Consider the following 23,345-nt stretch of genomic DNA (forward strand, 5'->3'; position numbering starts at 1 on the left):
AAAGATTTTCAAGATAATTTATAAGAGATGCTTTCAGAAAGCATCTCTTTTTTGAAAGGGGATTCCTATATTGGTTTCAATAAGCTTATGTATGATTGTTAAAAATGAAGAAGAAGTGCTAGCAAGGTGCCTAGAAACGGTAAAGGACATAGTGGATGAAATTAATATTGTAGATACCGGATCAACGGATCGGACGGTCGAAATTGCAAAGCAGTATACAGACCGCGTATTTTTCTTTGAATGGATAGGAAACTTTGCTGCTGCACGAAACGAATCATTTAAGTATGCCACAAAGGAATATATTCTTTATCTTGATGCAGATGATGTATTGCTAGAAGAGGATCGAAAAAAACTTATGGAACTTAAAGAAACATTGGATCCTGCCGTTGATTCTGTTTCTATGTATTATGATGCAGGTACAGATGAATTTGGTAATGTAACATTGCGTTACCGGCGTAACCGACTTGTGAAAAGAGTAAAAAACTATGTATGGAAAGGTGATTGTCACCAGTATTTAGAGGTTTATGGAACCATTATTAATTCTGAGATATCTGTTACTCATAAAAAAATAAGACATTCAGTTGGAAGAAACCTAAACATTTATCAAATGAAAATTGATCGTGGTGATACATTTTCTCCAAGAGACTACTTCTATTATGGAAATGAACTTAGGGAAAACGGACATTATGAAAAAGCAATCGAGGCTTACGATAACAATATTGCACTAAAAGAAGGTTGGATAGAGGATAAAGTATATGCTTGTATAAATAAAGCAGATTGCTACCGATTTATTGGAGATTTAGAAAACGAATTAAGATCATTATTTCAATCATTCGAGTTTTCGAAGACCCCTCGCGCTGAAACATGCAGCAGAATCGGATATAACTATCAGAGAAAACGAGATTATAAGGCAGCAATATTCTGGTATAATCTTGCAACTGGGTTACATCCAGAATCCAATAAATGGAGTTTTAGCTATCCAGCCTATTATACATGGTATCCTCATCTTCAAATGTGCGTTTGTTATTATAATTTAGGTGAACTCCAAAAATCCTATGTTCATAACCAAGAAGCATCCAAGTATAGACCAAATGATCATAGAATTCTTCATAATAAAAAGCTATTAGAAGACAAACTTGGAATCAACAAAGGGGCTTGAACGGCATCCAAAAATGTTTTTAAATTTGCTTCATAATCAGTGATTGGACAATGTCTAGCCACTGATTATGAAGAAATCTCTGCTTATATATGCAATAAAGATTGGTAAAGTGATAGCACTTTTTGACTATTTTTTACCATATCATGATTAGTTTCAACATATTGCCTCCCCTTCAACCCAATTCCTTGCAGCATATCGATATTTTTGAGAGCATTTTCTATCGTATCTTTTATAGTATCAGGATTTGCAATAATAATGGGCAGGTCGCTTGGATAATGATCTTTCATAAAGTCGCTAATCCAGCAAATAACCGGTTTGCCCATTGCCATAGCCTCCACAGCGAATAGTCCATAACTTCCTATATGAAGCTGGTCAATAATTAGATCTGCTTCTTGATAAATTCGCATTGCCTCTTCATGGGACAATCCCTTGACAAGTCGAAATTCGAAATTATAATGGTCCTTTAATGATTCAATTGCTTTTAGTATATAGTGGGTGCCTTTAATTTCTGGGGATGTAGGGGCGTGAACAATTAGGACCCTTTTATTTGGACTTAATTTCGTTTGAGGTTGGTAATTATCTAAATTAATCATTGAAGGAATGATATGGACATTTTCATAGAAATCCTTAACATACTCGTAAAGCTCCATATCAAACACTACACAATTTTGAATGTTTTCAGATAGTCGAGTTAAACTTGTTTTTATTTGTTGCTCATTTTTATTTTTTACTAATGCATAAGGGTTTAATTTAGTAGCTTTAGAGAGCATCCTTACATCACTCCCCCAATGCTGCATAAGAAGCGGCTTTCCTGATGATTTATATAAGGGAAAATCTGACCAGTCTAGCGTCAAACTTGTTCCAAAATGAAAGTGAAAGAGGTCATAATGTGGAAGGAGTTCCTTCGTTAATTCTCTTAGTTTCTCATTAATAGGTGGTGAGCTCCGCTGTCCAATTAATGACCAGGTGTAATTAGAATCGTAATTTAAATAATAAGGATAATAATTAATTGTATGTGAGACTACTGCCTGTTTTTTTAAACCTTCAGATAAAGTATTCATTTGGTTAGCGATTTCCATGCTTCCCTGAAGGACACGCAAATTTACATTTGAGTGAGTTTTTGCATCTACTATATGAAATTCTTGTTTACAAATCCTTTCCATTAACTCAGTTAAAATCGGTTCATTAGGGAAATGATCAAGTCCTCTCCATGTCCATAACCATGAGTTTTGAATATTTCCTTTTTGCAAAAAATCACATGCATGCAATGCATAAAAGATTGGGGTATTTTTATTTTGTTTCTCTGACCTATTTAGAAGTTCGATTGCGGTTTGAAAGTATCCTAACCTTATATTATTTATAATTTCATTTTCATAATTATTCACTGGTTAACACCAACTTCTCGGGTTTATTTTTACGCTAATAATTATATAAATGTTGCACTCGACAATTATGTTAATGCATAAGATGAAAATGATTAACTTATCTTGTTAGGAGAGATTTTCAGGAGGTGTAGCCATGAGTAAATTTGAAAAAGAAATTGAACGATTTGTTGCGGATTATTATAAAGATCATGATGAGGCAAAAGGAAATCTTGATAAATGGGCTGCAGAAAATGAAAAGGGGTTAAGGCAGCTGGATACTGAGGCTAGAAAATTTGAAAAAGAGCTTGAAACAAGGATGGAAAAGATGGAACAATGGTTTTCTAAAAAACAAAAAGAGTTAGACAAAAACTTAGAGGGGTAGTTTCTCATGAATTTCCGCGTTTGCCCTGTGTTCCTGTCCTCACCAAATTGACCTTCAAAACATATTTTATAATGTACTCTTTTTAAGAGGAGGTGCTAAATATGGGCTACGGATTCGGTGGTTGCGGCTATGGCGGCTATGGTTATGGTGGTGGCGGCTACGGCGGCGGATCAACTTTTGTATTAATCGTCGTACTGTTCATCCTATTAATTATTGTAGGTGCTTCTTTCTACAACTAATCACAACATTCTCCAAATAGAAGTACGAGTCAATCGGCTCGTACTTTCGCCATTTTTTAAACAAGAAATAGTTTTTTCCATAACCTGCGCACCACTTATAGGCGCGGGTCATACGATATATCACAATGTAAGGAGGCTTCGAAATGGATAATAACTTTTTTAATAATATTGGAAAGAAAACAGGCGTTGATATGCAGGAGGTATTCAAGCTAGCAAACTCTTTGCAAAACGCAAATTTCAAGGATGAGGCTACAGTTCGTAATGTAATTAGAAAGGTCTCTAAAATTGCAAATAAGCCAGTATCCAAACAAATGGAAGACAAAATTGTGAACAGTATTGTAAATGGCAAAGAAAAAATGGACTTTAACACCATCTCAAAAATGATTAACAAAAAATAAGGAAAAGGGTCTGACGCAATAGTCAGACCTTTTTCTATACCTACCCTAATATAAACAAAGCATGCTCCGAATTTTATTAATAATAAAACAAAACGATACATATGTAATAAAAAAGAGGAGGGAACAAATATGGGCTATATATTACCCATCAATAATGACCAATACAATCAATATGTACATCGTACGACTACTTATAAGACAACCCAAGTAAAACTTCATCAAGTGAATCCAACGTCAATGAACTTTAGTCAGCGTTCTTACGACTTACACCAAACAGAACGAAAAACAATCACAAAAAAACAAAGCCAATATATTGATAATATCCGCGCGCAATATACTGGCAAAGGGTTGCTTTTTAACGAGTCCATCTAAAAAAGGAAGGCTAGAATTCTTGAACGTACAAGCCTTCCTCTTCACGCCATTCCGCATAAAGTAAATCCTTATAAGTGGCTACACCTTGGCTTTTTAATTCAGATTGTAACCAGTCTTCTGAAAAACCACTTTCCTTTAAATTTTCCTGAATTAACACACCATCACTTACCAGAGTAATCGGAAGACGTACCTTTAATTCCGCCATGTTATAGTCCTGGCGGGTTGGTGGTTCATATTCAGATTTTTTAAGGACGCTGATGGAGCCATCCGTTTCTAAAATGGCATACTCGGCCTCTCTAATTGAAAAAACACCCTTCGATCGAAGAAGATGCTGTAATTGGTTAATATCCAGTTTATTTTTCTTTAAATGATCTTTTATAATCTTTCCTTTATGAATAATAATGGAGGATTTCCCCTCAAGGAATGGCCTCGACCTGCGAATTTTCTGCGTGACTATTTCAATCACATAAATCAATATTCCCCAAACTAAGATGGCAAAAAGAATTTGAAAAATCCCGATTTCTCGATCGAAAACAGCATTTCCTACCAACTCACCTAGTACCAAGGCAGAAATAAAATCAAAAGCAGTAATTTGGGTTATTTGTGTTTTTCCCAGGATTTTGGTAAGTATGAGTAACCCTAAAAGGCCAACCACTAAATCTATGGCAATTTTAAAAAAATCCAAACCTACTCACCCCTCTATGGTAGAATGAGCAGGTTTTGAATTTTTTATCCATATAAAAAAGGATGTCTATTTTTTGACATCCTTTTAATATTTATAATTTTTTGATCATTGTGACATGAGGTATACCGGCATCCATAAATAAACCAGATACGGTTTCATATCCGATTTTTTTATAGAAGTTTTCGGCGTGCGTTTGGGCATTGAGCTTTAATTTTGAAATACCTTGCTCTTTCGCAATGTCCTCCATTTTATGCATAATCAGATTCCCTGCACCTTTTTTACGGTGTGAAGCGAGAACACAAATACGTTCCACTTTTCCGTATTCGTCTAGCACGCGAAAACGTCCAGCCCCAACAGGTTCATTGTCATCATAAAGGACCACATGTGTAGCTTCTTCCTCAAATTGATCAATCTCTTCTTCAAGTGGTACATTTTGTTCATCGACGAAGACCACTTTTCTAATGGTGAAGGCATCGTCTAGTTCTTTGTTGTTATTTATAATTCTTACTTCCATGCTGTGTTCAATTTTCCTTTCCTAATCGAAATGTTTCATAAACGGTCCAAGAACCGTTCTCTAGCTGATACAGGAGATGGATGCGGTCTATCTGCTCCTCATGGTTCATTTTTAACATACGTAATTGACCATACACATCTGAGTGCTCATCACTGGATAGTTTTTGCCCGATTGTAATATGGGGAACAAACGCATACTCAGGTTCTCCTGCAAAATAACCAGAGTGAAGTGCATTTTGTAGTTTTTGTAATTCTTCATTAGGGTCTACTTTCAAGTAAATTACATTATTAACAGGGGAAAAGGAGCTAACCTTTAATACCTTTAATGTAAAGGGTTCAACCTGGTTCGTAACCGCTTCTAATTCCCTTGTAATATCCACAATCTCGTCATCGGATGCTTCAAATGCATTTTTTACTGTAATATGTGGTGGAATTAATGCATAATGCGGGTCATACCGTTTGCGATACGAATTAGCTGTGTCTTGAAGTTTTTTAGACGGGAAGATAACAATGCCATATTTCATTTGTTTTGCCCTCCTAATGGATTAATATATCAAAACCTGAAGTACCTAATGTGGTTTTACGAAAATAATAACACAATTATATCAAATATCTGAAAATGATAGAATGCCTAATTGGTTATTTTAACATCTTTGAAAGGGCTCTTGGTAAATCAGGCTGCCAATACTTCCATGTATGGTTGCCAACAAACTCCTCATAAAAATATGGAAAACCCTTTTTTAGAATGATTTCATGTAATTCTCGGTTTGGTGTTAAAAAATCTTCAATATCACCTTTTGTCGTTTTCACTTCAGTTTCACCTGTTCCAATGACATGATATAAATCAAGAAGGTGTGGTGTCTCAAAATTCACAACTTGACTTAAAACATGTTCATTCACAAGCGGGGATTGCATGATCACTTTTCCGAAAGTATGCGGGTATTCGAGTGCTGTTAAAAGCGAGACAGTCGCTGCCAGTGAATCCCCAATTAACGCACGACCTTGCCCGATTTGATAGGTTGGGAACTCCTGATCAAGAAATGGCACCAATTCTTCCCCTAAAAAGCGTTTATATAAATGATGCTGCTCACCATCTGGGTGGTATTTTTTACGGCGATCTGCTACGCTTTTATAAGGAACCCCAACAATAATGGTATTGCTGATTTCACCAGTTTCCAATAGCTTATCGGCGACCCTGACAACTCTCCCAAGATTAAAATAATCGCGTCCATCCTGGGCAATCAGAATATTGTATTTATAAAGGGGGGAGAAAGATGCAGACAAATAAATAATCAGTTCAAGCTCTTCATCTAAAATAGTACTATGTATAGTCATTTCCCTAACAGTACCTTTATTAATCGCCATTATAAAAATCCTCCAAATAAACAATTTACACACTCATTATAACGTTTAATAAAGTAAAGCGACAGGAAATATCCCTGCCGCTCCGAAAATTAATTAGGCAGTTGCTTCATCCATATGTTTCTTTTCGGATTCTGCAACATATACTGCACATGCAGCATCGCCTGTGATGTTGATGGCTGTTCTTGTCATATCAAGTAATCGGTCGATACCAATGATTAATCCAATCCCTTCTGGTGGTAATCCAACCGCAGATAGTACCATCGCCAGCATGATTAACCCAACGCCTGGAACACCAGCAGTACCAACACTTGCAAGGACGGCAGTTAAGATAACGACTAAAATTTGAGAGAGTGAAAGGTCAAACCCATATACCTGGGCAATAAAGATGGTTGCAACACCTTGCATAATGGCTGTTCCATCCATATTTATTGTTGCACCTAATGGTTGAACAAAGCTACTTATTGGTTCAGGAACCTTTAGATTTTTTTGAGCAGTTTCCATTGAAACTGGAAGTGTAGCATTACTGCTAGATGTACTAAATGCAACTGTCATTGCGGGTGCAAAACCTTTAAAAAACTCAATTGGACTGCGTTTAGCCAATAATGCAATCGTACCGCCATATGTTACAACGGCATGAATCAGTAGCGCAGCAAGCACAATCAGGAAATATGCCAGCATGGCTTTAATTGCAGCATACCCCTGGCTGCCGATTGCAGTAGCAATCAAACCGAACGTTCCGTATGGAGCCGTTTTCATTACAAGATTAACTAGATACATCATGATTTCATTCGCTTGTTCAAACAGATTTAATATTCCTTTAGTTTTTTCACCTAAAACAGTTAAGGCTAAGCCTATAAAAATAGCAAACGCAATAATTTGAAGCATATCTCCATTATTCATTGCAGTAAATGGATTTGTTGGAATGATATTTATTAACGTTTCCATAACAGGAGGTGCTTCAGTTGCACCATCATAGGTGGCTCCCTCTACATCAAAACCTCCACCGGCACCTGGCTTAAAGATTGAAGCGAGCGCGATTGCGATTGTAATGGCGATAGTCGTTGTTGCTAAAAAGTAAGTGATTGTTTTTGCTCCAATTCTTCCAAGCTTCTTAGGATCGCCTAGTCCTGCAACTCCTAGAGTAATAGATACTAAGACAATTGGAACAACAAGCATTTTAATTAAATTCAAGAAGATTTTTCCCAATGGAACAAATACGTAGGTATTTGCGACATCGAAAGCGGCAGGTGATGTTAAATTTAAAATAAGGCCAACAATTGCACCTAAACCCAAACCTAGTAAAATCTTTTTAGTTAATGACATAAGTAACCTCCTTAAAGTTGTAGTAGATTGTGTAATTTGGCAGCTTAAGGGAAATACGAAAATTGCGATGAAAAGCATACTTTTGGAGCACAAAAAGCCACGAGAGTAGGGCTCGTGGCCGACAAGTTGATTTGCGCAACAATGCTCTCTCCTGATGCTTACGGGGTTAGCTGTCGGATTCGGATGAAGAGTAATATCCTACCTTATCAAATTCGCCTTGGCGGATTTGCGCCCGATTTTTTTCGAGATAGCTCGAAAACTTTCCGTTAAAAAATCGTGGCATCCGTCAGAGGTTTTAACTTTATTCAGCCTAGCAGAATAAAGTTGAAAAGGATTCACCCCGAGTGCATTTACTATTGCACAATATGGTTCCCCCGTTTCCCAAATTGGGAATTCAGCGAATATTTTGTTGTAATTTGCCTTAATATTATATTTATACCATATATTTCGACATTTTGTAAATAATACTTTGGTACGATTATTGCCTTCGGAACATATACTTTGTAACGAACCCGATAAAATACTAGAACCTTATTGACAAACTACTAAAACGAATGTATATTATAAATTATTCATACATAGTGATTCCGTAGCTCAGCTGGGCGAGCGCTACCTTGACAGGGTAGAGTATTTCTATAACGATCCGATAGTTCAGTGGGAGAATACATCCTTGACAGGGATGGGGTCGGGGGTTCGAATCCCTCTCGGATCATAGGGTAAAAGCACATTTCAAAATGAAATGTGCTTTTTATAGTTGAAAGAACAAAAATGGTGCTAAGAGATATGATTTTTATAAAGAATAGAAATGGTAATCCTAATGGAAGAACAAATGCTCCTTTTGGTGTTGAAGTTAGCAGGATTTTTTAAATCTTGGAATGGCCATGGCAGCAAGCCCTAGAAGAGATTTAGCATTAAAATATGCATCGTTAATTCCTGAAATCTCATTGTACGCCGAGGATGGGGCCAAAATTATGATTAAGCATGGGTGGTTGGAGTTGCCTCCACAGGCTGATGATAGAGAAAAGTTAATAAAAAATAAATGACAACTGTAAAAAAGACAAAGGAATTTTCTCCTTTGTCTTTTTTGCTAAGTATTTACGCTGACTTAATCACAACATTCTTCTTTTCTTTCCGCTTTTTAGCGTATTCAGCAGTTGCTGTAAATAGGACATCAGATGATGAGTTCAGGGCAGTTTCACAAGAGTCTTGAAGGACACCGATGATGAAACCAACTCCAACGACTTGCATGGCAACATCGTTTGGAATTCCGAATAAGCTCGCTGCTAATGGAATAAGTAAAAGGGATCCACCCGCAACACCTGATGCACCAGCAGCCGAAATTGCTGATAGAATGCTAAGGATCAGAGCAGTTGCAAAATCAACTTCTATTCCTAGAGTGTGAACAGCTGCAAGGGTTAAGACAGAGATTGTTACCGCGGCACCTGCCATGTTAACAGTACCGCCTAATGGAATCGATACTGAATACGTATCTTTATCTAGACCGAGCTTTTCACATAGGTTCATGTTAATCGGAATATTAGCTGCCGAGCTACGTGTGAAGAATGCTGTAATTCCACTTTCCCTTAAACACCTAAAAACAAGTGGATAAGGATTTTGGCGAATGTAGAAGTAAACAATCAATGGATTCACAACTAATGCAATAAAGAACATACAGCCTAGTAGGAGTGCTAGGATTTTGCCGTATTCCATTAATGCTGAAAGTCCACTTGTGACTAATGCATCGAACACCAAGCCCATGATTCCGATTGGAGCCAGGCTGATTACCCATTTTACAACCTTCGTAATCGCGTCCGCAACATTTGATAATAATGTCTTTGTTGTTTCGTTGGCATTTTTCAATGCGATACCAAATACAATTGCCCAGGCAAGAATTCCAATGTAGTTTGCATTCATTAATGCACTTATAGGGTTGTCCACTACATTAAATAACAATGTTTGAAGTACCTCTAATATTCCACTCGGCGGGGCTAAGTTTTCTGCACCTGTTACGAGTGTAAGCTGAATTGGGAAGATAAAGCTTGCCGCAACTGCAATAAGTCCTGCTAGGAATGTTCCGATCGCATATAACCCAATAATTGATTTGATATTCGTTTTGGTTCCACTTCGGTGTTTAGCGATTGCATCAATAACTAAGAATAAGACCAGTACTGGTGCAACTGCTTTTAATGCACCTACAAATAAAGAACCGAAGATGGAAACCCATTTAGCTCCTTCTGGAACCAGTAAAGCCAATAGAATACCTACGGCGATACCGACAAGTATACGTTTGACAAGACTAATTTGATTCCATTTATGAAACATTTCTTTCATAGTCTTTCCCCCTTTTTCATGGTTGCCCACAGCCTTTGCTGCTTAAAATGAATATTATAAGAATAATATAATATTTGTTAGTTTAACACGAAAATTGTCAATTGTGTATTAATTTTAAAAGATGGAAATAATTTTATTAGGAAAATGTTCAATTAAATAAAAATTGCTGAATGAGGCAAAAACCTTTTCTTTACTGTTAATGGAAAGAAACACAAAAAAAGCCTATATTTATGGGTATATAGACTTTATTTTAACATAGAGTTTCAATTTTTGTATGCTATTAGAATGTTAAAACACTAGCAGTTATTCCCTTGTTTTTCGATATGCCAAAATAGTTGTTTTTAAGGAAGCATATGAGCCGATTGCGGCAGATCCGTAAAACCATCCCATGAATAAACCAGCAGCTAAGTCGTGTCTATGACTATAAAAAACAGAAATTAACAATCCAAAAATAACTGCGAGAGTGGGGATGTATTTTTTTGGTATTTTAAAAATGACCTTTACAATTTGTGTTATGACCATAACGAGAGGCACCGCGAGTACTGCATCCCAAAAATTTGTATGTATTGTAGGGAAATCCATGTAAAATCACCTCAACAGGTTATTTTTCCTTTTTTTCCTTTCTGTCATCTTCTTCGTCAGCTACCTTGACTTTTATTTTTTTATCTTCTTTATCCTCTTCGGATTGCTTCGTATTCTCGTGAGTGGATTTATCTTTTGGAGGTGCACAGCCAATTAATGTACCTGTGATGAAAAGAATAAGTAATGTGATTAATCGTTTCTTCAAACAAATCCCTCCATATCTTTATATATAGGTTTGTACAAAAATGCCGTCGCCTTCTAGCCATTCTGCTAAGAAGACATCTTTATAATCTGAAACGCTTTGTGAGTGAAGTTGATTCATTAACCAAGATTCATTAAATCCTAGATCCTTTATTTCATCCCACAGCACCTTCCCATCACGTATGACTGTAACTGGAACGAAAACTGGCTTTTCAGGAAGGTTAAAATCTTCTTGTACGGTTTTTTGATACTTTGTCTTCTTTAAAATACTTAAAGAACCGTTTCCCTCAAGATAACAAAAGGCAACCTCACGTACGGAAAAGGTTTCGCTTTGACGAAGGAGGCTCTGTAATTGGTTAATATTCATCCGAGCTTTTTTAAGGGCTTGCTTATCAACCACTCCATTATTGATTAGGGCAATCGGTTTTCCTTCAAAAATCCCACGAATAAATAACACCTTTTGGCCAAGGAACTCTACGATGAATAAAAGAAAACCCCACAGGCACATCGAGTAAACAATATATAACGCATTAATATTGCGGTCGTATAAGGCATTCCCTAATAATTCGCCTAAGACAATTCCAGCAATAAAGGTGAACGGGGTAATTTGGTTGATCATTTTACGCCCAACAATCTTAACGATAATAAATAATAGGAAAAAGCCAAGAATGAGCTCGAATGTCAAATGGCCAAACTTCATTTACATATACTCCTATCCAGTGATGGTAAATCATTTTAGTTTTCTCCAAATAAGGGGAATTTATGAGGATAGACAAGCAAAAAAACGACTGAATCCAATTGGATTACAGTCGGTATTTATAACATATTATTTTGAATTTGAAGGTGTATGATATGTTGGAAGCTTTATTATAAAGGACGTACCTTTGCCAACGGCACTTTCAACTTCAATAGAGCCTTTTAATTGTTCAATGATCTGAAAACAAATCGTAAGTCCAACACCAGTTCCTTTATCTTTGGTTGAATAAAAGGGTGTACCTATTTTTGAAAGTTGTTCCTTCGTCATCCCTTGACCATTATCAGTTATTTCTACGACAACTTCATGATCTTTTGAAAAAGCGTCAATTGTTAGTAGTCCGTCATTACCAATTGCTTCAATTGCGTTTTTGATAATATTAATTAGAACCTGTTTTATTTCATCTTTACTTCCGTTGATAAACAAAAAGTTTTCAATTGAGGTTTTAACCTCAATGTTTTGGATATTTGAATAGGATGTCATTAGTTCCACGGTTTTAGCAAGTTCTTCACTGATGTTTATCAATTGAGTACTACTGTTATTGGGCTTTGCAAGGGATAAATAATCATTAATAATCGATTGCGCACGATATAATTCAGAGAGGGTAATATCAATGTAATTTCGCTGTTTTTCAGTTATATTATCATCGCGCATAATTAACTGTAAAAAACCATTTACTGTTGTTAATGGATTGCGAACTTCATGGGCAACGGAAGCCGCAAGCTGGCTAATCACATTCATTTTTTCTGAGTGTCTGAGTTCTTTCTGTAATAGGATTTGTTGGTTTACGTTTTCAATTAACAATACTACCAATAGTAATGTAATCCATGTGATTGTTGAGAAAATGAACATCACTAGGATTTGATCAGATTGATTATTTTTTACAAGGGTGATTGTTCTCGTTACGACAATAAAACCGTATATTGCCGAAAGGACCATCAGTTTTTTATTTAATAGAAGAGAATGATATTTTTTTAATAGAAAATAAAAAATGATTGCAATAATTACGTAATTCATTGAAATGATGAATAATCCAGAATCCCCAAGAATTTGTGAATAAATTAGCATAATCAAAATAACAGCCATTCCGCGAAATAACCCAATGTAAAATAATGTGACGAAGATTGGGATAATCCGGAAATCATACGAAAATCCATTCGCATAGGATACTGGAAATGACATTGTTAATAGAAGGATAACGATAATCATTCCAAGTAATTTATTCGAGTGGAGCTTTGGTGTAGAGCTTTGATCCTGAATAACAAGCAAATAATATAGAAGAATAGGAAAAATAACGATCAAAACATGATAGAGAACATGTCCAATATGATCAAGCAATTTTGCAACACCCCCTTAATCAAAATTCTCTGAATACTACTTTGTATATTTCGACATTATCTTCAATAATCCTTCATCATGATAACTGGCATTTAAATAATATTTCGGAAAAATGTAAAAGTAATTGATACGATTCATTATTCTTTTTTTCTTGTTCTGGGTATGATACAACTAAACATATCTTTTATTTTGGAGGCTTATTATGTTTAAGAAATTATTTGGTGGTAAAGATAAAAAAATTGAAGAAGTATTAATTGCTCCAGCAACTGGTAAAATCCTTGCTTTAGAAGAAGTACCAGACCCAGTATTTTCACAAAAAATGATGGGGGATGGACTTGCGATTGAGCCGTCAGAAGGAAAAATTGTTTCGCCTGTAAATGGTGAAATCATTCAGGTTTTTCCAACGAAACACGCGATTGGAATCAAAACAGAAATTGGTTTAGAACTACTTATTCATATCGGTCTAGAGACAGTGAACATGAAAGGTGAAGGCTTCACAACTCATGTAAAAGAAGGAGACAAGGTTGAAGTTGGAACGAATCTTGTTACCTTTGATTTAGATTTAGTGAAAGAAAAAGCGGCTAGTACCATCACACCAATTGTCATTACTAATTTTGATGCTGTTGAAACATTTGAGAAGATTGGAAGCGGACAGGCAACTGCCGCTTCAACTGAACTTGCCAAAGTAAAGAAAAAATAAGCTGACGGTCCCGATTTGGGGCCGTTTTTTCATATAGTACTTATTGTTTAATTAGTCGTGGTTTTACATATATAGGAAATATAGAGCATAGTATTTTAGTGGATTAGTTAAAGATTAAGAACGCCACTCACTACTGCACCCTCTTTTTTAGCCACATCATATCGAAAAAATGAGTCTTTTTACCTATTTTTTAAAAAAGGGTTTTTTCCATATTTCTAGAAAGAAGTATATAACCAGTTATGAGAGGGTATGAAATATGGAGATAGGAAGCAGAATACGATTCTTTCGAATTCAAAACAATATGACACAAGAAGAGCTAGCACAGGAAATTATCTCAATTTCTTATCTTTCAAAAATTGAAAATAACCAAACCTCTGCAAGTATTGAAGTTCTCGAATTATTATGTAATCGATTGGGTATCAAGCTGATAGAAAGTGAAGAATATGAACAATTAAAGGAGCTTTATGATTGGTATCACCTAATGGTTGCCAGGAAACGTGAGCAAGCCATAACGTTTTATGAATCATATGAATGCAAGAATACTAATGATTCACGAGTTGCCATTTTTTTCGTACTCTTTGAGCTAAGATATTTTATTTTTTTAAAACAATTAAGCAAAGCCGAAGAGCAAATAAAGAAAATTGAATTATACAAAGATATATTTGATATCCGGATGAATTATTTTTATGAAAAAATTGTGGGTCAATTTTATTATTTTAAAAGCAAGTTTTCCGTTGCTATGGAACATTTCAAGATAGCGGAAGAGATTTTAACAAGCAGTGTTCACTTTGAAGGTTGGGAAACGGCTGATCTGTATTACTATAAAGGACTAAATAATAATCGAATGGGGAAATTAGCCTTAAGTATTGTGTATATACAGAAAGCACTTGCTATCTATCAATCTCTTTACGATTTAAAAAGAAGTGCCGAATGTCAAATCTTACTAGGCATTTGTTATGAAAAAATTGATGAGTTTGAAATGGCAGAAGAGAATTATATGCTTGCAACTAAGTTAGCGGAAGGGATTAATGACCAGTCCTTATTGGGTCTGATTTATCATAACCAGGGTGTCCTGAATTCAAAACTAGGGAAGTCTAATGAAGCTATAGCACAGTTTTTAAGTAGCCTTGAGAATAAAGAAGAAGATATGGTCATTGGGCGGCTGCGCTCAATCCATGGTTTAATCGAAGAATATTATAAAATCCAGGATTATGATAGTTGTAGAAATTGGCTGATTGATGGATTTACAATGCTAGAGAAGCATCAAGACCTTCCCGATTTTAAAATTCATTTCATCTATTATGATTATTTACTTCAAAAATCCGAAAACCTTTCGAAATTTATCGAAAAAGATGCATTGCCATATTTTGAAGGCATTGGACATCATCTCCTTGTAGCTTATTATGCGGAGAAACTCGGGAAAATCTATCAAGAGAATCATAAATATAAGTTAGCAAGCTATTATTTTTCAAAGGCATTTTCGGCTTTGAAAGAACATAGTCATTTAAATCAATAAAAAAGAACTTCAAAAAGGAGCTGAGAAAATGAAAAAATTAATGCTGTTATTCATGCTTGGATTAGTGACAATTGCAGGTTATCAATTAACGGAAGATACTGCATGGGTAGACAATGACTACCCAGAATCACAAGAAGCTCAGGTGTAATATTCAAAGTGTAAGACACCTAGAACTATATTATGAGAAAGCAGCCCAATTGAAATTCTGGGCTGCTTTAATTATTATTATTATTATTATTATAAGAAATGATGATAATCAGAATGGTTGTTCTTCACTTCATCGACTTGTTTTTGAATTTTGCGGGAGTCGGAAGGACGATTCTTTTTTGAGATCCGATCAGCAACAAACCCTACGAGAAGTAGCCCGCCAAAAAAGACTAAAAGCCAGCCCCATAACGGCATAATTTCACCCCCATATTGTAGGGTATGTGAATCGGACAAAATCGATGAAGTGTTCAGGTAAAATGTAATCTCTTTTTAAATGAAAAAAAGCAACGTTCATAAACGTTACTTTTTTGGAATAAATGTAAAGATTTCATGTGATTCGAAGCTGTCTACTAACCGGTCGAGCCAGAAATAATATTCTAACGCACTGTTTAACTTTACAATGTCGCTCTTGGCTTCGGTTTTTATGTCATCGGTGGTTTGTTCGTTTTCTATAAGTTCCTTCAGTTCCGATAATGATTTTTGAATGGCACTAACATTCATTGAAATACCGTTTCTCCATTTTATTGTAAAAAAATCAATAAAGGTTTGATACCAATCTTCCTCAACCTCATAAAGATCTTTTCGAGTCCCTTTTTTCCACACCTTGTCGACCATTTTTAACTCCACTAAATTGCGAACAGACGTACTCATGCTTGTTTTACTCATACCTAGCTCTTGTTTCATATCATCCAACGTCATTGGCTCATCATGAAAATACATGAGACCCCAAAGTCGTCCTACCGAAGGAGTTACCCCATATAAATTCATATTTTGAGCAATTGCATCAATTACACGTTCTCGGGCTTTTTCTAGTTTGTCAATGTCTTGCAAATAGATTCACATCCTACACAAAGTGTTTAATATATATAGCCTACATATTTGCACATTGAATGTAAAGGGGAGCTGATAAAAGGATATTGGAGCATCTTGGAGGAATTTTAAGCATAAAGTATGTAAAGTACGTACAGTTTTAACTTTACAAACTTTACGGATGAATATCACGTTTTCTCCGCTTTGTGTAATTTGGAAATCATTTATACAATTAATAGGTCATAGTTACTAATTGCTTCCTGCAACGGTATTTTATTGGTTTTGAATAAATAACAAATAAAGGCACGGGTTAAATCATCAAGAAATTTGAGGTGACAGAATGGATAGTGAAAAGCAAGCAAAAATAAAGGTGTCCAATGTAACGAAAATATTTGGGCGTCAACACAAAAAGGCAATTCAACTATTAAAAGAAGGAAAAACAAAGCAAGAAATCCTAAAGAGTACGGGATCCACAGTGGGTGTGAATCAAGCAAGCTTTGAGGTATATCCCGGTGAAATCTTTGTCATTATGGGCTTGTCTGGAAGTGGGAAATCTACCTTGGTTCGTCTTTTAAATAGATTAATAGAACCAACTGCCGGCCAAGTATTAATCGATGGAAAAGAAGTAGTCTCCATGAATAAAGAAGAAATTCGTGAAGTTCGCAGGAAAAAAATGAGCATGGTGTTTCAACGCTTCGCTTTATTCCCACATAAGACCGTTCTTCAAAATACTGAATATGGCCTGGAAATCCAAGGTGTAGCAAAGCAAGAACGTTCACAAAAAGCATTAGAAGCTCTTAATCTAGTAGGACTTGAAGGCTATGAAAATCAATATCCTGAACAACTTAGCGGTGGTATGCAGCAGAGGGTAGGCCTCGCGAGAGCTTTAGCAAATGACCCGGATATTTTATTAATGGATGAAGCATTTAGTGCTTTGGATCCATTGATTCGAAAGGACATGCAGGATGAACTTATTGAGTTACAAAGCAAAATGGAAAAAACAATCGTCTTTATCACGCATGACCTTGATGAAGCATTACGAATCGGTGACCGTATTGCCTTAATGAAGGACGGAAACATCGTACAAATCGGTACTCCCGAAGAAATTCTTATGAATCCATCTAATGAATATGTAGAAAGATTTGTGGAGGATGTTGATTTATCCAAGGTGTTAACTGCAGGACATATCGTCAAACGCGCTGAGATTGTTCAGGTTGATAAAGGAGCAAGACTTGCTCTTAAAATTATGAAGGACAGCGGTTTATCCACTGTTTATGTAGTAGACAAACAGCATAAACTGGTTGGCGCAGTTAGCGCTATGGAAGCATCAAAGGCGGTTGAGCAAAGTCTGACCTTAGCGGATGTAATGGAAACAAATCTTAAAACCGTTGATACGAATACATTACTTGTCGATTTATTTGATGATGTTTCACAAGCGCAGATTCCAGTTGCTGTTGTTGATGAGAAAAATCGACTCAAGGGAATCGTCATTCGAGGTGCAGTGATTGGTGCACTCGCTGGTAATGACACTTATATTAATGACTTTGGGGCTGAAAAACTCCCACCGAGTAACGAAAGGGAGGCATTATAATGGAAGGTTTATTACCAAAGCTGCCAATAGCTGATTGGATTGATCGTTTAACAGACTGGTTAGTCAATAACTTCGAATTCTTATTTGAAGGTATTGCAAATGGACTTGAAGGTTTTGTAGAAGGAATTGTTTTAGGATTAGGATTTATTCCATCTATTTTATTAGCACTTATTTTAGGCGCTGTAGCCTGGAAGATTTGCAATTGGAAAATTGCTTTATTTACTTTAATAGGATTACTATTAATCGATAATTTAGGTTACTGGGACAATATGCTTCAAACCATTGCCCTTGTAATAACCTCTGTCGGAATATCCATCATCCTTGGGATTCCTTTAGGAATATGGGCATCACAAAGTAAGACAGTGGGCAGTATCGTCACACCGATTCTAGATTTCATGCAGACTATGCCAGCCTTTGTTTATTTATTACCGGCGATCTTTTTCTTTAATATCGGTGTTGTACCAGGGGTTGTGGCATCCGTTATTTTCGCCATGCCTCCCACAATTCGACTTACAATTCTGGGAATCACACAGGTGCCTAAGGATTTAATTGAAGCAACCGAGGCCTTCGGGTCAACAACAAAACAAAGACTGTTAAAAGTTCAAATACCACTAGCCATGCCAACAATTATGGCTGGTATTAACCAAAGCATCATGCTTGCACTATCCATGGTGGTAATTGCCTCAATGGTAGGTGCGCCAGGATTAGGAGCAGATGTATACCGAGCAGTTACACAGCTGCAAACAGGAACTGGTTTTGAAGCTGGTCTAGCGATTGTCATTGTTGCAATCATCCTTGACCGGATTACTCAAAATATAGGAAATAAAAAACAAGGGGGAACAGCTTAATGTTTAAAAAAGTATTAACAACATCATTAGCAATTGGATTAACTCTAGGACTTGCTGCATGTGGTGGAGATTCTGAGGAAGCAGGAACTACAACAGATTCTACAGCAGCTTCTGTTGGAAAAAGTGTAGATTATGAGATTGTCGGAATTGACCCAGGTGCAGGAATCATGAAGGCAACAGCTTCAGCAATTGAAGAATACGGTCTTGAGGATTGGACATTAGTTGAGGGTTCTGGTGCAGCGATGACAGCAGCACTTAAGAAGGCATACGACAAGGAAGAACCGATTATCATTACTGGTTGGACTCCACACTGGAAATTCTCAGCCTTTGATCTAAAATATCTAGAGGACCCAAAAGGCGTATATGGTGGGGAGGAGTTTATTCATAGTATTGGCAGACTTGGTCTAAAAGAAGATTTTCCGGGTGTGAATCAGCTTCTCACTCAATTTAAATGGGAAGCAGCGGATATGGAAGGTATCATGGTTGATATCCAAGATGGTGAAAAGCCAGAAGATGCAGCTGCAAAGTGGATCGAAGCAAATTCCGATAAGGTTGCAAAATGGACTGAAGGCGTTGAAGAAGGAAATGGTGAAGAAGTAACGATGGGACTTGTTGCATGGGATAGTAATATCGCAAGTTCTGCTGTCATTTCCAGTGTGTTAGAAGATTTAGGCTATAAAGTTACACAAAGACAGGTTGAGGCTGGACCGATGTGGACGGGAGTAGCAGACGGGAGTGTTGATTTCTTCTTAGCTGGATGGCTTCCTGTAACACATGCTGATTATGCTGCAAAGTTTGAAGGGAAATTTGAAGACATAGCCATCAGTATGGAAGGTGTAAAAATCGGCTTAGTTGTACCAAAATACATGGACATTGACTCAATCGAAGACTTAAAAGAATAACCATTCAAAAATATAATATGTGTCTTACAGAAACTGTACACTTTTTTGATGAGTGTACAGTTTTTTCTATAAAATGGGCATAATGGCAATAATGTTGTACTTTTCTTGAAATGAGGTACTAAAAATGGATATAAGCAAATTTTCGATAAAACGACCAACTTTTACGGTGGTTACTATGTTTTTAGTGATTGTTTTAGGTTTTGTTTCCTTAATAAATATTCCTTTAAAATTAATCCCGGATCTCAATCCTCCTGTGGGTGTCGTTGTAGTAAATTATTTTGGAGCAAGTCCGAATGAAGTCACTGAAAAGGTCACAAAACCACTTGAACAAAGCTTGTCTACATTGCCGGGCTTAAAGACAATGACCTCAACCTCCCAAGAAGGTGCATCTCTCATTTTATTACAATTTTCTTGGACTACTTCGATTGATGAAATTGAAAACGAAATCTTAAGCCGTATTAATCAAACACAAATTACAGATGATGCTGAGACTCCACGGTTTTTAAAATTTGATCCTTCACAGTTCCCAATTATTCAATTGTCCTTAAGCATGGAAGGAGATAAAAATGGTCTCCAAGACCTTGCTGAGGGATTAGTAACCGAGCTAAATAAAGTCGAGGGTGTCGCAAATGTGAATCTGTCCGGTATCGTGAAAAAAGAAATAAAGGTGGATCTCAATCAAGAACAATTGGAAGAGTACTCTCTAACACAGAGTGATATAGTCAACATCTTAAGGGCCAATTCAGTTTCCCTTCCCGGAAATACGATTGAAATGGAAGGTCGGGAGCTTACTACAAGAGTTATTAGCAGCTTAAATTCAGTTGAAGATTTACAAGAGCTTTCGATTACAATTGACCCACTCTTAGGTGAGAAAGTGGTTTTAGCAGATCTTGCCGAGGTGAAGATTGTGCCTGAATCACAGAAGACCATTACTAGAGCTAACATGGAACCCGCCATGCTTGTAAGTGTTCTTCAGGAATCTGATGCAAATACTGCTAATGTATCGCAAGGATTTAAAACAGAATTGGATAAAAAGCTTTCACAGGAAAAATACAAAAACGTCCAAGCTGATATACTATTTGACCAAGGAGATTATGTCAAAGTAGCAATTGGAAACATCACAACTACCTTATTACTTGGTGGCATTTTTGCCATGATTGTTCTCTTCTTCTTCCTTAAAAGTGTAAAGAGCCCGCTTATCATCGGTATTGCGATTCCGTATTCGGTTATTGTTACCTTTGTGCTCATGTATTTTTCTGATTTCTCCTTAAACATCCTTACATTAGGCGGACTTGCGCTTGGCATAGGAATGCTTGTCGATAATTCAATTGTTGTTATCGAGAACATCTACCGCCACTTATCAATGGGGAAAGAACCTAGGCTGGCCGCTGAAGAGGGGACAAAGGAAATTGGAACAGCGATTATTTCCTCAACCTTAACAACGATTGCTGTTTTTTTACCTGTGGTCTTTATTACTGGTTTAATTGGGGAGCTATTTACGGAATTTGCAGTCACAATAGCATTTAGTTTATTTGCATCTCTTGTTGTCGCTCTAACTGTAGTTCCGATGCTTGCAAGTCGATTTTTAACAAGACCAAATGAGAACCTTGAGAGAAGACGTCAAGCATCAGGAGGAATGCGTTTTTTAGAGAATGCGACTAGATGGTCATTGAAGCATCGTTTCACTGTGCTATTGGTTACCTTGTTGATGTTTGGGGTAAGTATATTCGGGTTATTTAAGGTGGGAACTGAATTTATTCCAAAGAGCGATGAAGGGTTTTTCACAATCAAAATTAAACTTGAAAATGGTACCCCACTTGTGGAAACGCAAAAAACAGTCGCATTGATTGAAAAGCAACTAGAGGAAGAATCAGAGGTTGATGTGTATGTTAGCTTGATTGGCTCTACTCAGGAAAAAAGCTTTAGAGGAGGTGGAAGCTCCAACGAAGCAGAAATCTATGTGAAAATGGCTGGTTTCGAGGAGCGAGAACGTTCAACTTTTGAATTTGTAGATGATGAGAAAAAGAAAATTGAGTCATCCGTTACGGAATTGCATCCGGATGCAATCGTTAAATTCAATCTGCAATCCTCTTCAGGAAGCACACCGAACACCTTGCAGTTTCATGTGAAGGATACGGATAAGGAACGGCTTGATGGAGCAGTGGAAAAAATTGCAGATGCCGTAAGTAAGTTGAAGAATGTTACAGAAGTATCAACCGACGTTACGAAAACGATTGAAGAACTCCAAATAACGATTGATAAAGAAAAAGCGTTTGAAGAAGGGCTTGCACCATTCCAAATTGCATCAACAGTCAATGATGTGACACGAGGAACACGGGCGCTTCAATTAGTAGACGAAGAAAATAAAATTTATCCGGTTATGGTTGGCTATAATAGGGAACTCACAAATCACATTGAAGGCTTGAGAAATCTTCTTTTAAAAACGCAAGCTAATCAATTTATATCTTTAGATGAAGTAGCCGACATCGAAAGCGGCGAGGGACCGTTAACGGTTCAAAGAATTGATCAACAGCATGCTGTTCAATTTACGGTCAAATATCTTTCTACAACCAATCTTGGGACGATTTCGAATCAAGTAGATGAAAAGGTGGCCAGTCTTGGACTTTCCGATGAAACGAGCATTGTTTACAGTGGTGAAAAAGAGCTGCTGGAATCCTCGTTGGACCAAATGATGTTAGCGTTTTTGCTGGCATTAACCCTCATCTACCTAGTGATGGCTGCCCAATTTGAATCTTTTAAATATCCGTTTGTGATTATGTTTACGGTTCCGTTAATGGTTATTGGGGTCGCAATCGGTCTCTATTTCACAAACACTCCAATCGGAATTACTGCGATTATCGGGATTATTGTCCTAGCGGGTATTGTCGTAAACAATGCGATTGTGATTGTAGATTATATAAATAATAAGAAAGAGGAGGGTATGAGTTCATACGAAGCAATTGTAGTCGCGGTAAAAGATCGAACGCGCCCTGTAATGATGACTGCTGCGACTACAATCTTAGGGTTGTTACCGTTAGCTTTTGGGATCGGCGAAGGCTCAGAAATTAACCAACCCATGGGAATTACCGTTATTGGGGGTTTATTAAGCAGCACTCTGTTGACGTTATTTATTATACCGATTGTGTACAGTTTGTTTGATAAAGAAACAAGGAGAAGGGTTGATGGAGATTAAATGACGGCTTTGGGAAATTTGCAGAAATGGAGGTATAAGTGTGTGATAGGGGGTAAAATTTGGATATAAATTTGAAAAGTCCTGGAATAAGAGGCAGATAAAGGATGACTTGTGGGTATATTTGGAAAAGGTTATAGCATAAGTGACGGATATGAGAGGGCTTTTGTATATAATTGGGAAAAGTCTTGGAATAAGAGGCAGATAAGGGATGACTTATGGGTATATTTGGAAAAGGTTATAGCATAAGTGACGGATATGAGAGGGCTTTTGTATATAATTGGGAAAAGTCCTGGAATAAGAGGCAGATAAAGGATGACTTGTGGGTATATTTGGAAAAGGTTATAGCATAAGTGACGGATATGAGAGGGCTTTTGTATATAATTGGGAAAAGTCTTGGAATAAGAGGCAGATAAGGGATGACTTATGGGTATAGTTGGTAAAGGTCAAAGCATAAGTGTCGGACACGTGAGAACTTTGTATAGAGACGGAAAAGTAATAGTATAAATGGGTCTGCGTAAAATCTTGTGTAAGTAATATTCGACAATCTTCGCAAGGCAAGAAATAATAGGTAT

General features: G+C 36.7%; 25 protein-coding genes, 1 tRNA gene and 1 riboswitch. Of the genes, 13 read left to right on the top strand and 13 right to left on the bottom strand.

Annotated elements, in window-relative coordinates; all coding sequences use genetic code 11:
• Positions 1 to 70: 70 nt before the first annotated feature.
• Entirely contained in the window at positions 71 to 1,159 is a 1,089-nt protein-coding gene (locus LKW28_RS01840; protein WP_229138616.1) for a glycosyltransferase, read from the top strand.
• 83 nt (positions 1,160 to 1,242) lie between these two features.
• Here LKW28_RS01840 and LKW28_RS01845 read toward each other — a convergent pair whose 3' ends face one another.
• Entirely contained in the window at positions 1,243 to 2,544 is a 1,302-nt protein-coding gene (locus LKW28_RS01845; protein ID WP_229138617.1) for a glycosyltransferase, read from the bottom strand.
• A gap of 133 nt (positions 2,545 to 2,677) precedes the next feature.
• Between LKW28_RS01845 and LKW28_RS01850 the strand changes: the two genes are divergently transcribed.
• The 4 genes from LKW28_RS01850 (at position 2,678) to LKW28_RS01865 (ending at position 3,914) form a co-directional block, all read left to right on the top strand.
• A complete protein-coding gene (locus tag LKW28_RS01850; RefSeq protein ID WP_229138618.1) occupies positions 2,678 to 2,905 on the top strand; it encodes a hypothetical protein in 228 nt (75 codons plus the stop codon).
• 101 nt (positions 2,906 to 3,006) lie between these two features.
• Positions 3,007 to 3,144 carry a YjcZ family sporulation protein gene (locus LKW28_RS01855; protein ID WP_229138619.1) on the top strand — a complete coding sequence of 46 codons (138 nt, stop codon included), beginning with the start codon at positions 3,007 to 3,009 and terminating at the stop codon, positions 3,142 to 3,144.
• 143 nt (positions 3,145 to 3,287) lie between these two features.
• Complete coding sequence (locus LKW28_RS01860) at positions 3,288 to 3,542, top strand: stage VI sporulation protein F (RefSeq protein WP_229138620.1); 255 nt, start codon at positions 3,288 to 3,290, stop codon at positions 3,540 to 3,542.
• Positions 3,543 to 3,671: 129 nt separating this feature from the next.
• Positions 3,672 to 3,914: a hypothetical protein gene (locus LKW28_RS01865; RefSeq protein WP_229138621.1), complete on the top strand. Its 243-nt coding sequence runs from the start codon at positions 3,672 to 3,674 to the stop codon at positions 3,912 to 3,914.
• Between the two features lie 10 nt (positions 3,915 to 3,924).
• Here the strand turns inward: LKW28_RS01865 and LKW28_RS01870 are convergent, their stop codons facing one another.
• The 5 genes from LKW28_RS01870 to LKW28_RS01890 all read right to left on the bottom strand — a co-directional run bounded on the left by LKW28_RS01870 (position 3,925) and on the right by LKW28_RS01890 (position 7,800).
• Positions 3,925 to 4,599 carry a DUF421 domain-containing protein gene (locus LKW28_RS01870; protein WP_229138622.1) on the bottom strand — a complete coding sequence of 225 codons (675 nt, stop codon included), beginning with the start codon at positions 4,597 to 4,599 and terminating at the stop codon, positions 3,925 to 3,927.
• Between the two features lie 91 nt (positions 4,600 to 4,690).
• Positions 4,691 to 5,113, bottom strand: a complete 423-nt coding sequence (locus LKW28_RS01875; RefSeq protein ID WP_229138623.1) for a GNAT family N-acetyltransferase — start codon at positions 5,111 to 5,113, stop codon at positions 4,691 to 4,693.
• 7 nt (positions 5,114 to 5,120) lie between these two features.
• Entirely contained in the window at positions 5,121 to 5,636 is a 516-nt protein-coding gene (locus LKW28_RS01880; RefSeq protein ID WP_229138624.1) for a YjcG family protein, read from the bottom strand.
• A gap of 115 nt (positions 5,637 to 5,751) precedes the next feature.
• Positions 5,752 to 6,477: an alpha/beta hydrolase gene (locus LKW28_RS01885; protein WP_229138625.1), complete on the bottom strand. Its 726-nt coding sequence runs from the start codon at positions 6,475 to 6,477 to the stop codon at positions 5,752 to 5,754.
• A gap of 93 nt (positions 6,478 to 6,570) precedes the next feature.
• Positions 6,571 to 7,800 carry a dicarboxylate/amino acid:cation symporter gene (locus tag LKW28_RS01890; protein WP_229138626.1) on the bottom strand — a complete coding sequence of 410 codons (1,230 nt, stop codon included), beginning with the start codon at positions 7,798 to 7,800 and terminating at the stop codon, positions 6,571 to 6,573.
• Between the two features lie 139 nt (positions 7,801 to 7,939).
• Positions 7,940 to 8,210, bottom strand: a riboswitch (cyclic di-AMP (ydaO/yuaA leader).
• Between the two features lie 230 nt (positions 8,211 to 8,440).
• Between LKW28_RS01890 and LKW28_RS01895 the strand changes: the two genes are divergently transcribed.
• Positions 8,441 to 8,512: transfer RNA gene (locus LKW28_RS01895), tRNA-Val, on the top strand.
• A 163-nt stretch (positions 8,513 to 8,675) separates the two neighbouring features.
• A complete protein-coding gene (locus LKW28_RS01900) occupies positions 8,676 to 8,843 on the top strand; it encodes a DUF3231 family protein (protein ID WP_267497827.1) in 168 nt (55 codons plus the stop codon).
• Positions 8,844 to 8,895: 52 nt separating this feature from the next.
• Here the strand turns inward: LKW28_RS01900 and sstT are convergent, their stop codons facing one another.
• The 5 genes from sstT to LKW28_RS01925 all read right to left on the bottom strand — a co-directional run bounded on the left by sstT (position 8,896) and on the right by LKW28_RS01925 (position 13,006).
• Complete coding sequence (gene sstT / locus LKW28_RS01905; protein WP_229138627.1) at positions 8,896 to 10,131, bottom strand: serine/threonine transporter SstT; 1,236 nt, start codon at positions 10,129 to 10,131, stop codon at positions 8,896 to 8,898.
• Between the two features lie 303 nt (positions 10,132 to 10,434).
• A complete protein-coding gene (locus LKW28_RS01910; RefSeq protein ID WP_229138628.1) occupies positions 10,435 to 10,713 on the bottom strand; it encodes a hypothetical protein in 279 nt (92 codons plus the stop codon).
• A 19-nt stretch (positions 10,714 to 10,732) separates the two neighbouring features.
• The gene (locus LKW28_RS01915) at positions 10,733 to 10,918 is read right to left on the bottom strand and encodes a hypothetical protein (protein WP_229138629.1); all 186 of its coding nucleotides are present in this window, start codon (positions 10,916 to 10,918) and stop codon (positions 10,733 to 10,735) included.
• 18 nt (positions 10,919 to 10,936) lie between these two features.
• Positions 10,937 to 11,614 (bottom strand): DUF421 domain-containing protein, encoded by a 678-nt coding sequence (locus LKW28_RS01920; protein WP_229138630.1) that lies wholly within the window; start codon positions 11,612 to 11,614, stop codon positions 10,937 to 10,939.
• Positions 11,615 to 11,740: 126 nt separating this feature from the next.
• The gene (locus LKW28_RS01925) at positions 11,741 to 13,006 is read right to left on the bottom strand and encodes an ATP-binding protein (RefSeq protein WP_229138631.1); all 1,266 of its coding nucleotides are present in this window, start codon (positions 13,004 to 13,006) and stop codon (positions 11,741 to 11,743) included.
• 202 nt (positions 13,007 to 13,208) lie between these two features.
• Between LKW28_RS01925 and LKW28_RS01930 the strand changes: the two genes are divergently transcribed.
• Positions 13,209 to 13,706, top strand: a complete 498-nt coding sequence (locus LKW28_RS01930) for a PTS sugar transporter subunit IIA (protein ID WP_229138632.1) — start codon at positions 13,209 to 13,211, stop codon at positions 13,704 to 13,706.
• 256 nt (positions 13,707 to 13,962) lie between these two features.
• Positions 13,963 to 15,222 (top strand): helix-turn-helix transcriptional regulator, encoded by a 1,260-nt coding sequence (locus LKW28_RS01935; protein WP_229138633.1) that lies wholly within the window; start codon positions 13,963 to 13,965, stop codon positions 15,220 to 15,222.
• Positions 15,223 to 15,459: 237 nt separating this feature from the next.
• Here the strand turns inward: LKW28_RS01935 and LKW28_RS01940 are convergent, their stop codons facing one another.
• Together LKW28_RS01940 and cudC are read right to left on the bottom strand one after the other, a co-directional pair.
• Positions 15,460 to 15,624 (bottom strand): hypothetical protein, encoded by a 165-nt coding sequence (locus LKW28_RS01940; protein ID WP_229138634.1) that lies wholly within the window; start codon positions 15,622 to 15,624, stop codon positions 15,460 to 15,462.
• Between the two features lie 105 nt (positions 15,625 to 15,729).
• Positions 15,730 to 16,260, bottom strand: a complete 531-nt coding sequence (cudC, locus tag LKW28_RS01945; protein WP_229138635.1) for a choline uptake/conversion transcriptional regulator CudC — start codon at positions 16,258 to 16,260, stop codon at positions 15,730 to 15,732.
• Between the two features lie 319 nt (positions 16,261 to 16,579).
• On the opposite strand from cudC, the gene proV reads away from it, so the two are divergent.
• From proV to LKW28_RS01965, 4 genes are all read left to right on the top strand, one after another.
• Positions 16,580 to 17,830: a glycine betaine/L-proline ABC transporter ATP-binding protein ProV gene (proV, locus tag LKW28_RS01950; RefSeq protein ID WP_229138636.1), complete on the top strand. Its 1,251-nt coding sequence runs from the start codon at positions 16,580 to 16,582 to the stop codon at positions 17,828 to 17,830.
• Entirely contained in the window at positions 17,830 to 18,678 is an 849-nt protein-coding gene (locus LKW28_RS01955; protein ID WP_229138637.1) for an ABC transporter permease, read from the top strand. Before proV ends, LKW28_RS01955 begins: the two co-directional genes overlap by 1 nt.
• Positions 18,678 to 19,580 (top strand): glycine betaine ABC transporter substrate-binding protein, encoded by a 903-nt coding sequence (locus tag LKW28_RS01960; protein WP_229138638.1) that lies wholly within the window; start codon positions 18,678 to 18,680, stop codon positions 19,578 to 19,580. The genes LKW28_RS01955 and LKW28_RS01960 overlap by 1 nt, the downstream gene beginning before the upstream one ends.
• Before the next feature lie 124 nt (positions 19,581 to 19,704).
• The gene (locus LKW28_RS01965) at positions 19,705 to 22,773 is read left to right on the top strand and encodes an efflux RND transporter permease subunit (RefSeq protein WP_229138639.1); all 3,069 of its coding nucleotides are present in this window, start codon (positions 19,705 to 19,707) and stop codon (positions 22,771 to 22,773) included.
• Positions 22,774 to 23,345: the final 572 nt, after the last annotated feature.

It is taken from the genome of Bacillus sp. REN16 (assembly GCF_020731355.1).
In the GTDB taxonomy this organism is placed as follows: domain Bacteria; phylum Bacillota; class Bacilli; order Bacillales; family Bacillaceae_L; genus Ferdinandcohnia.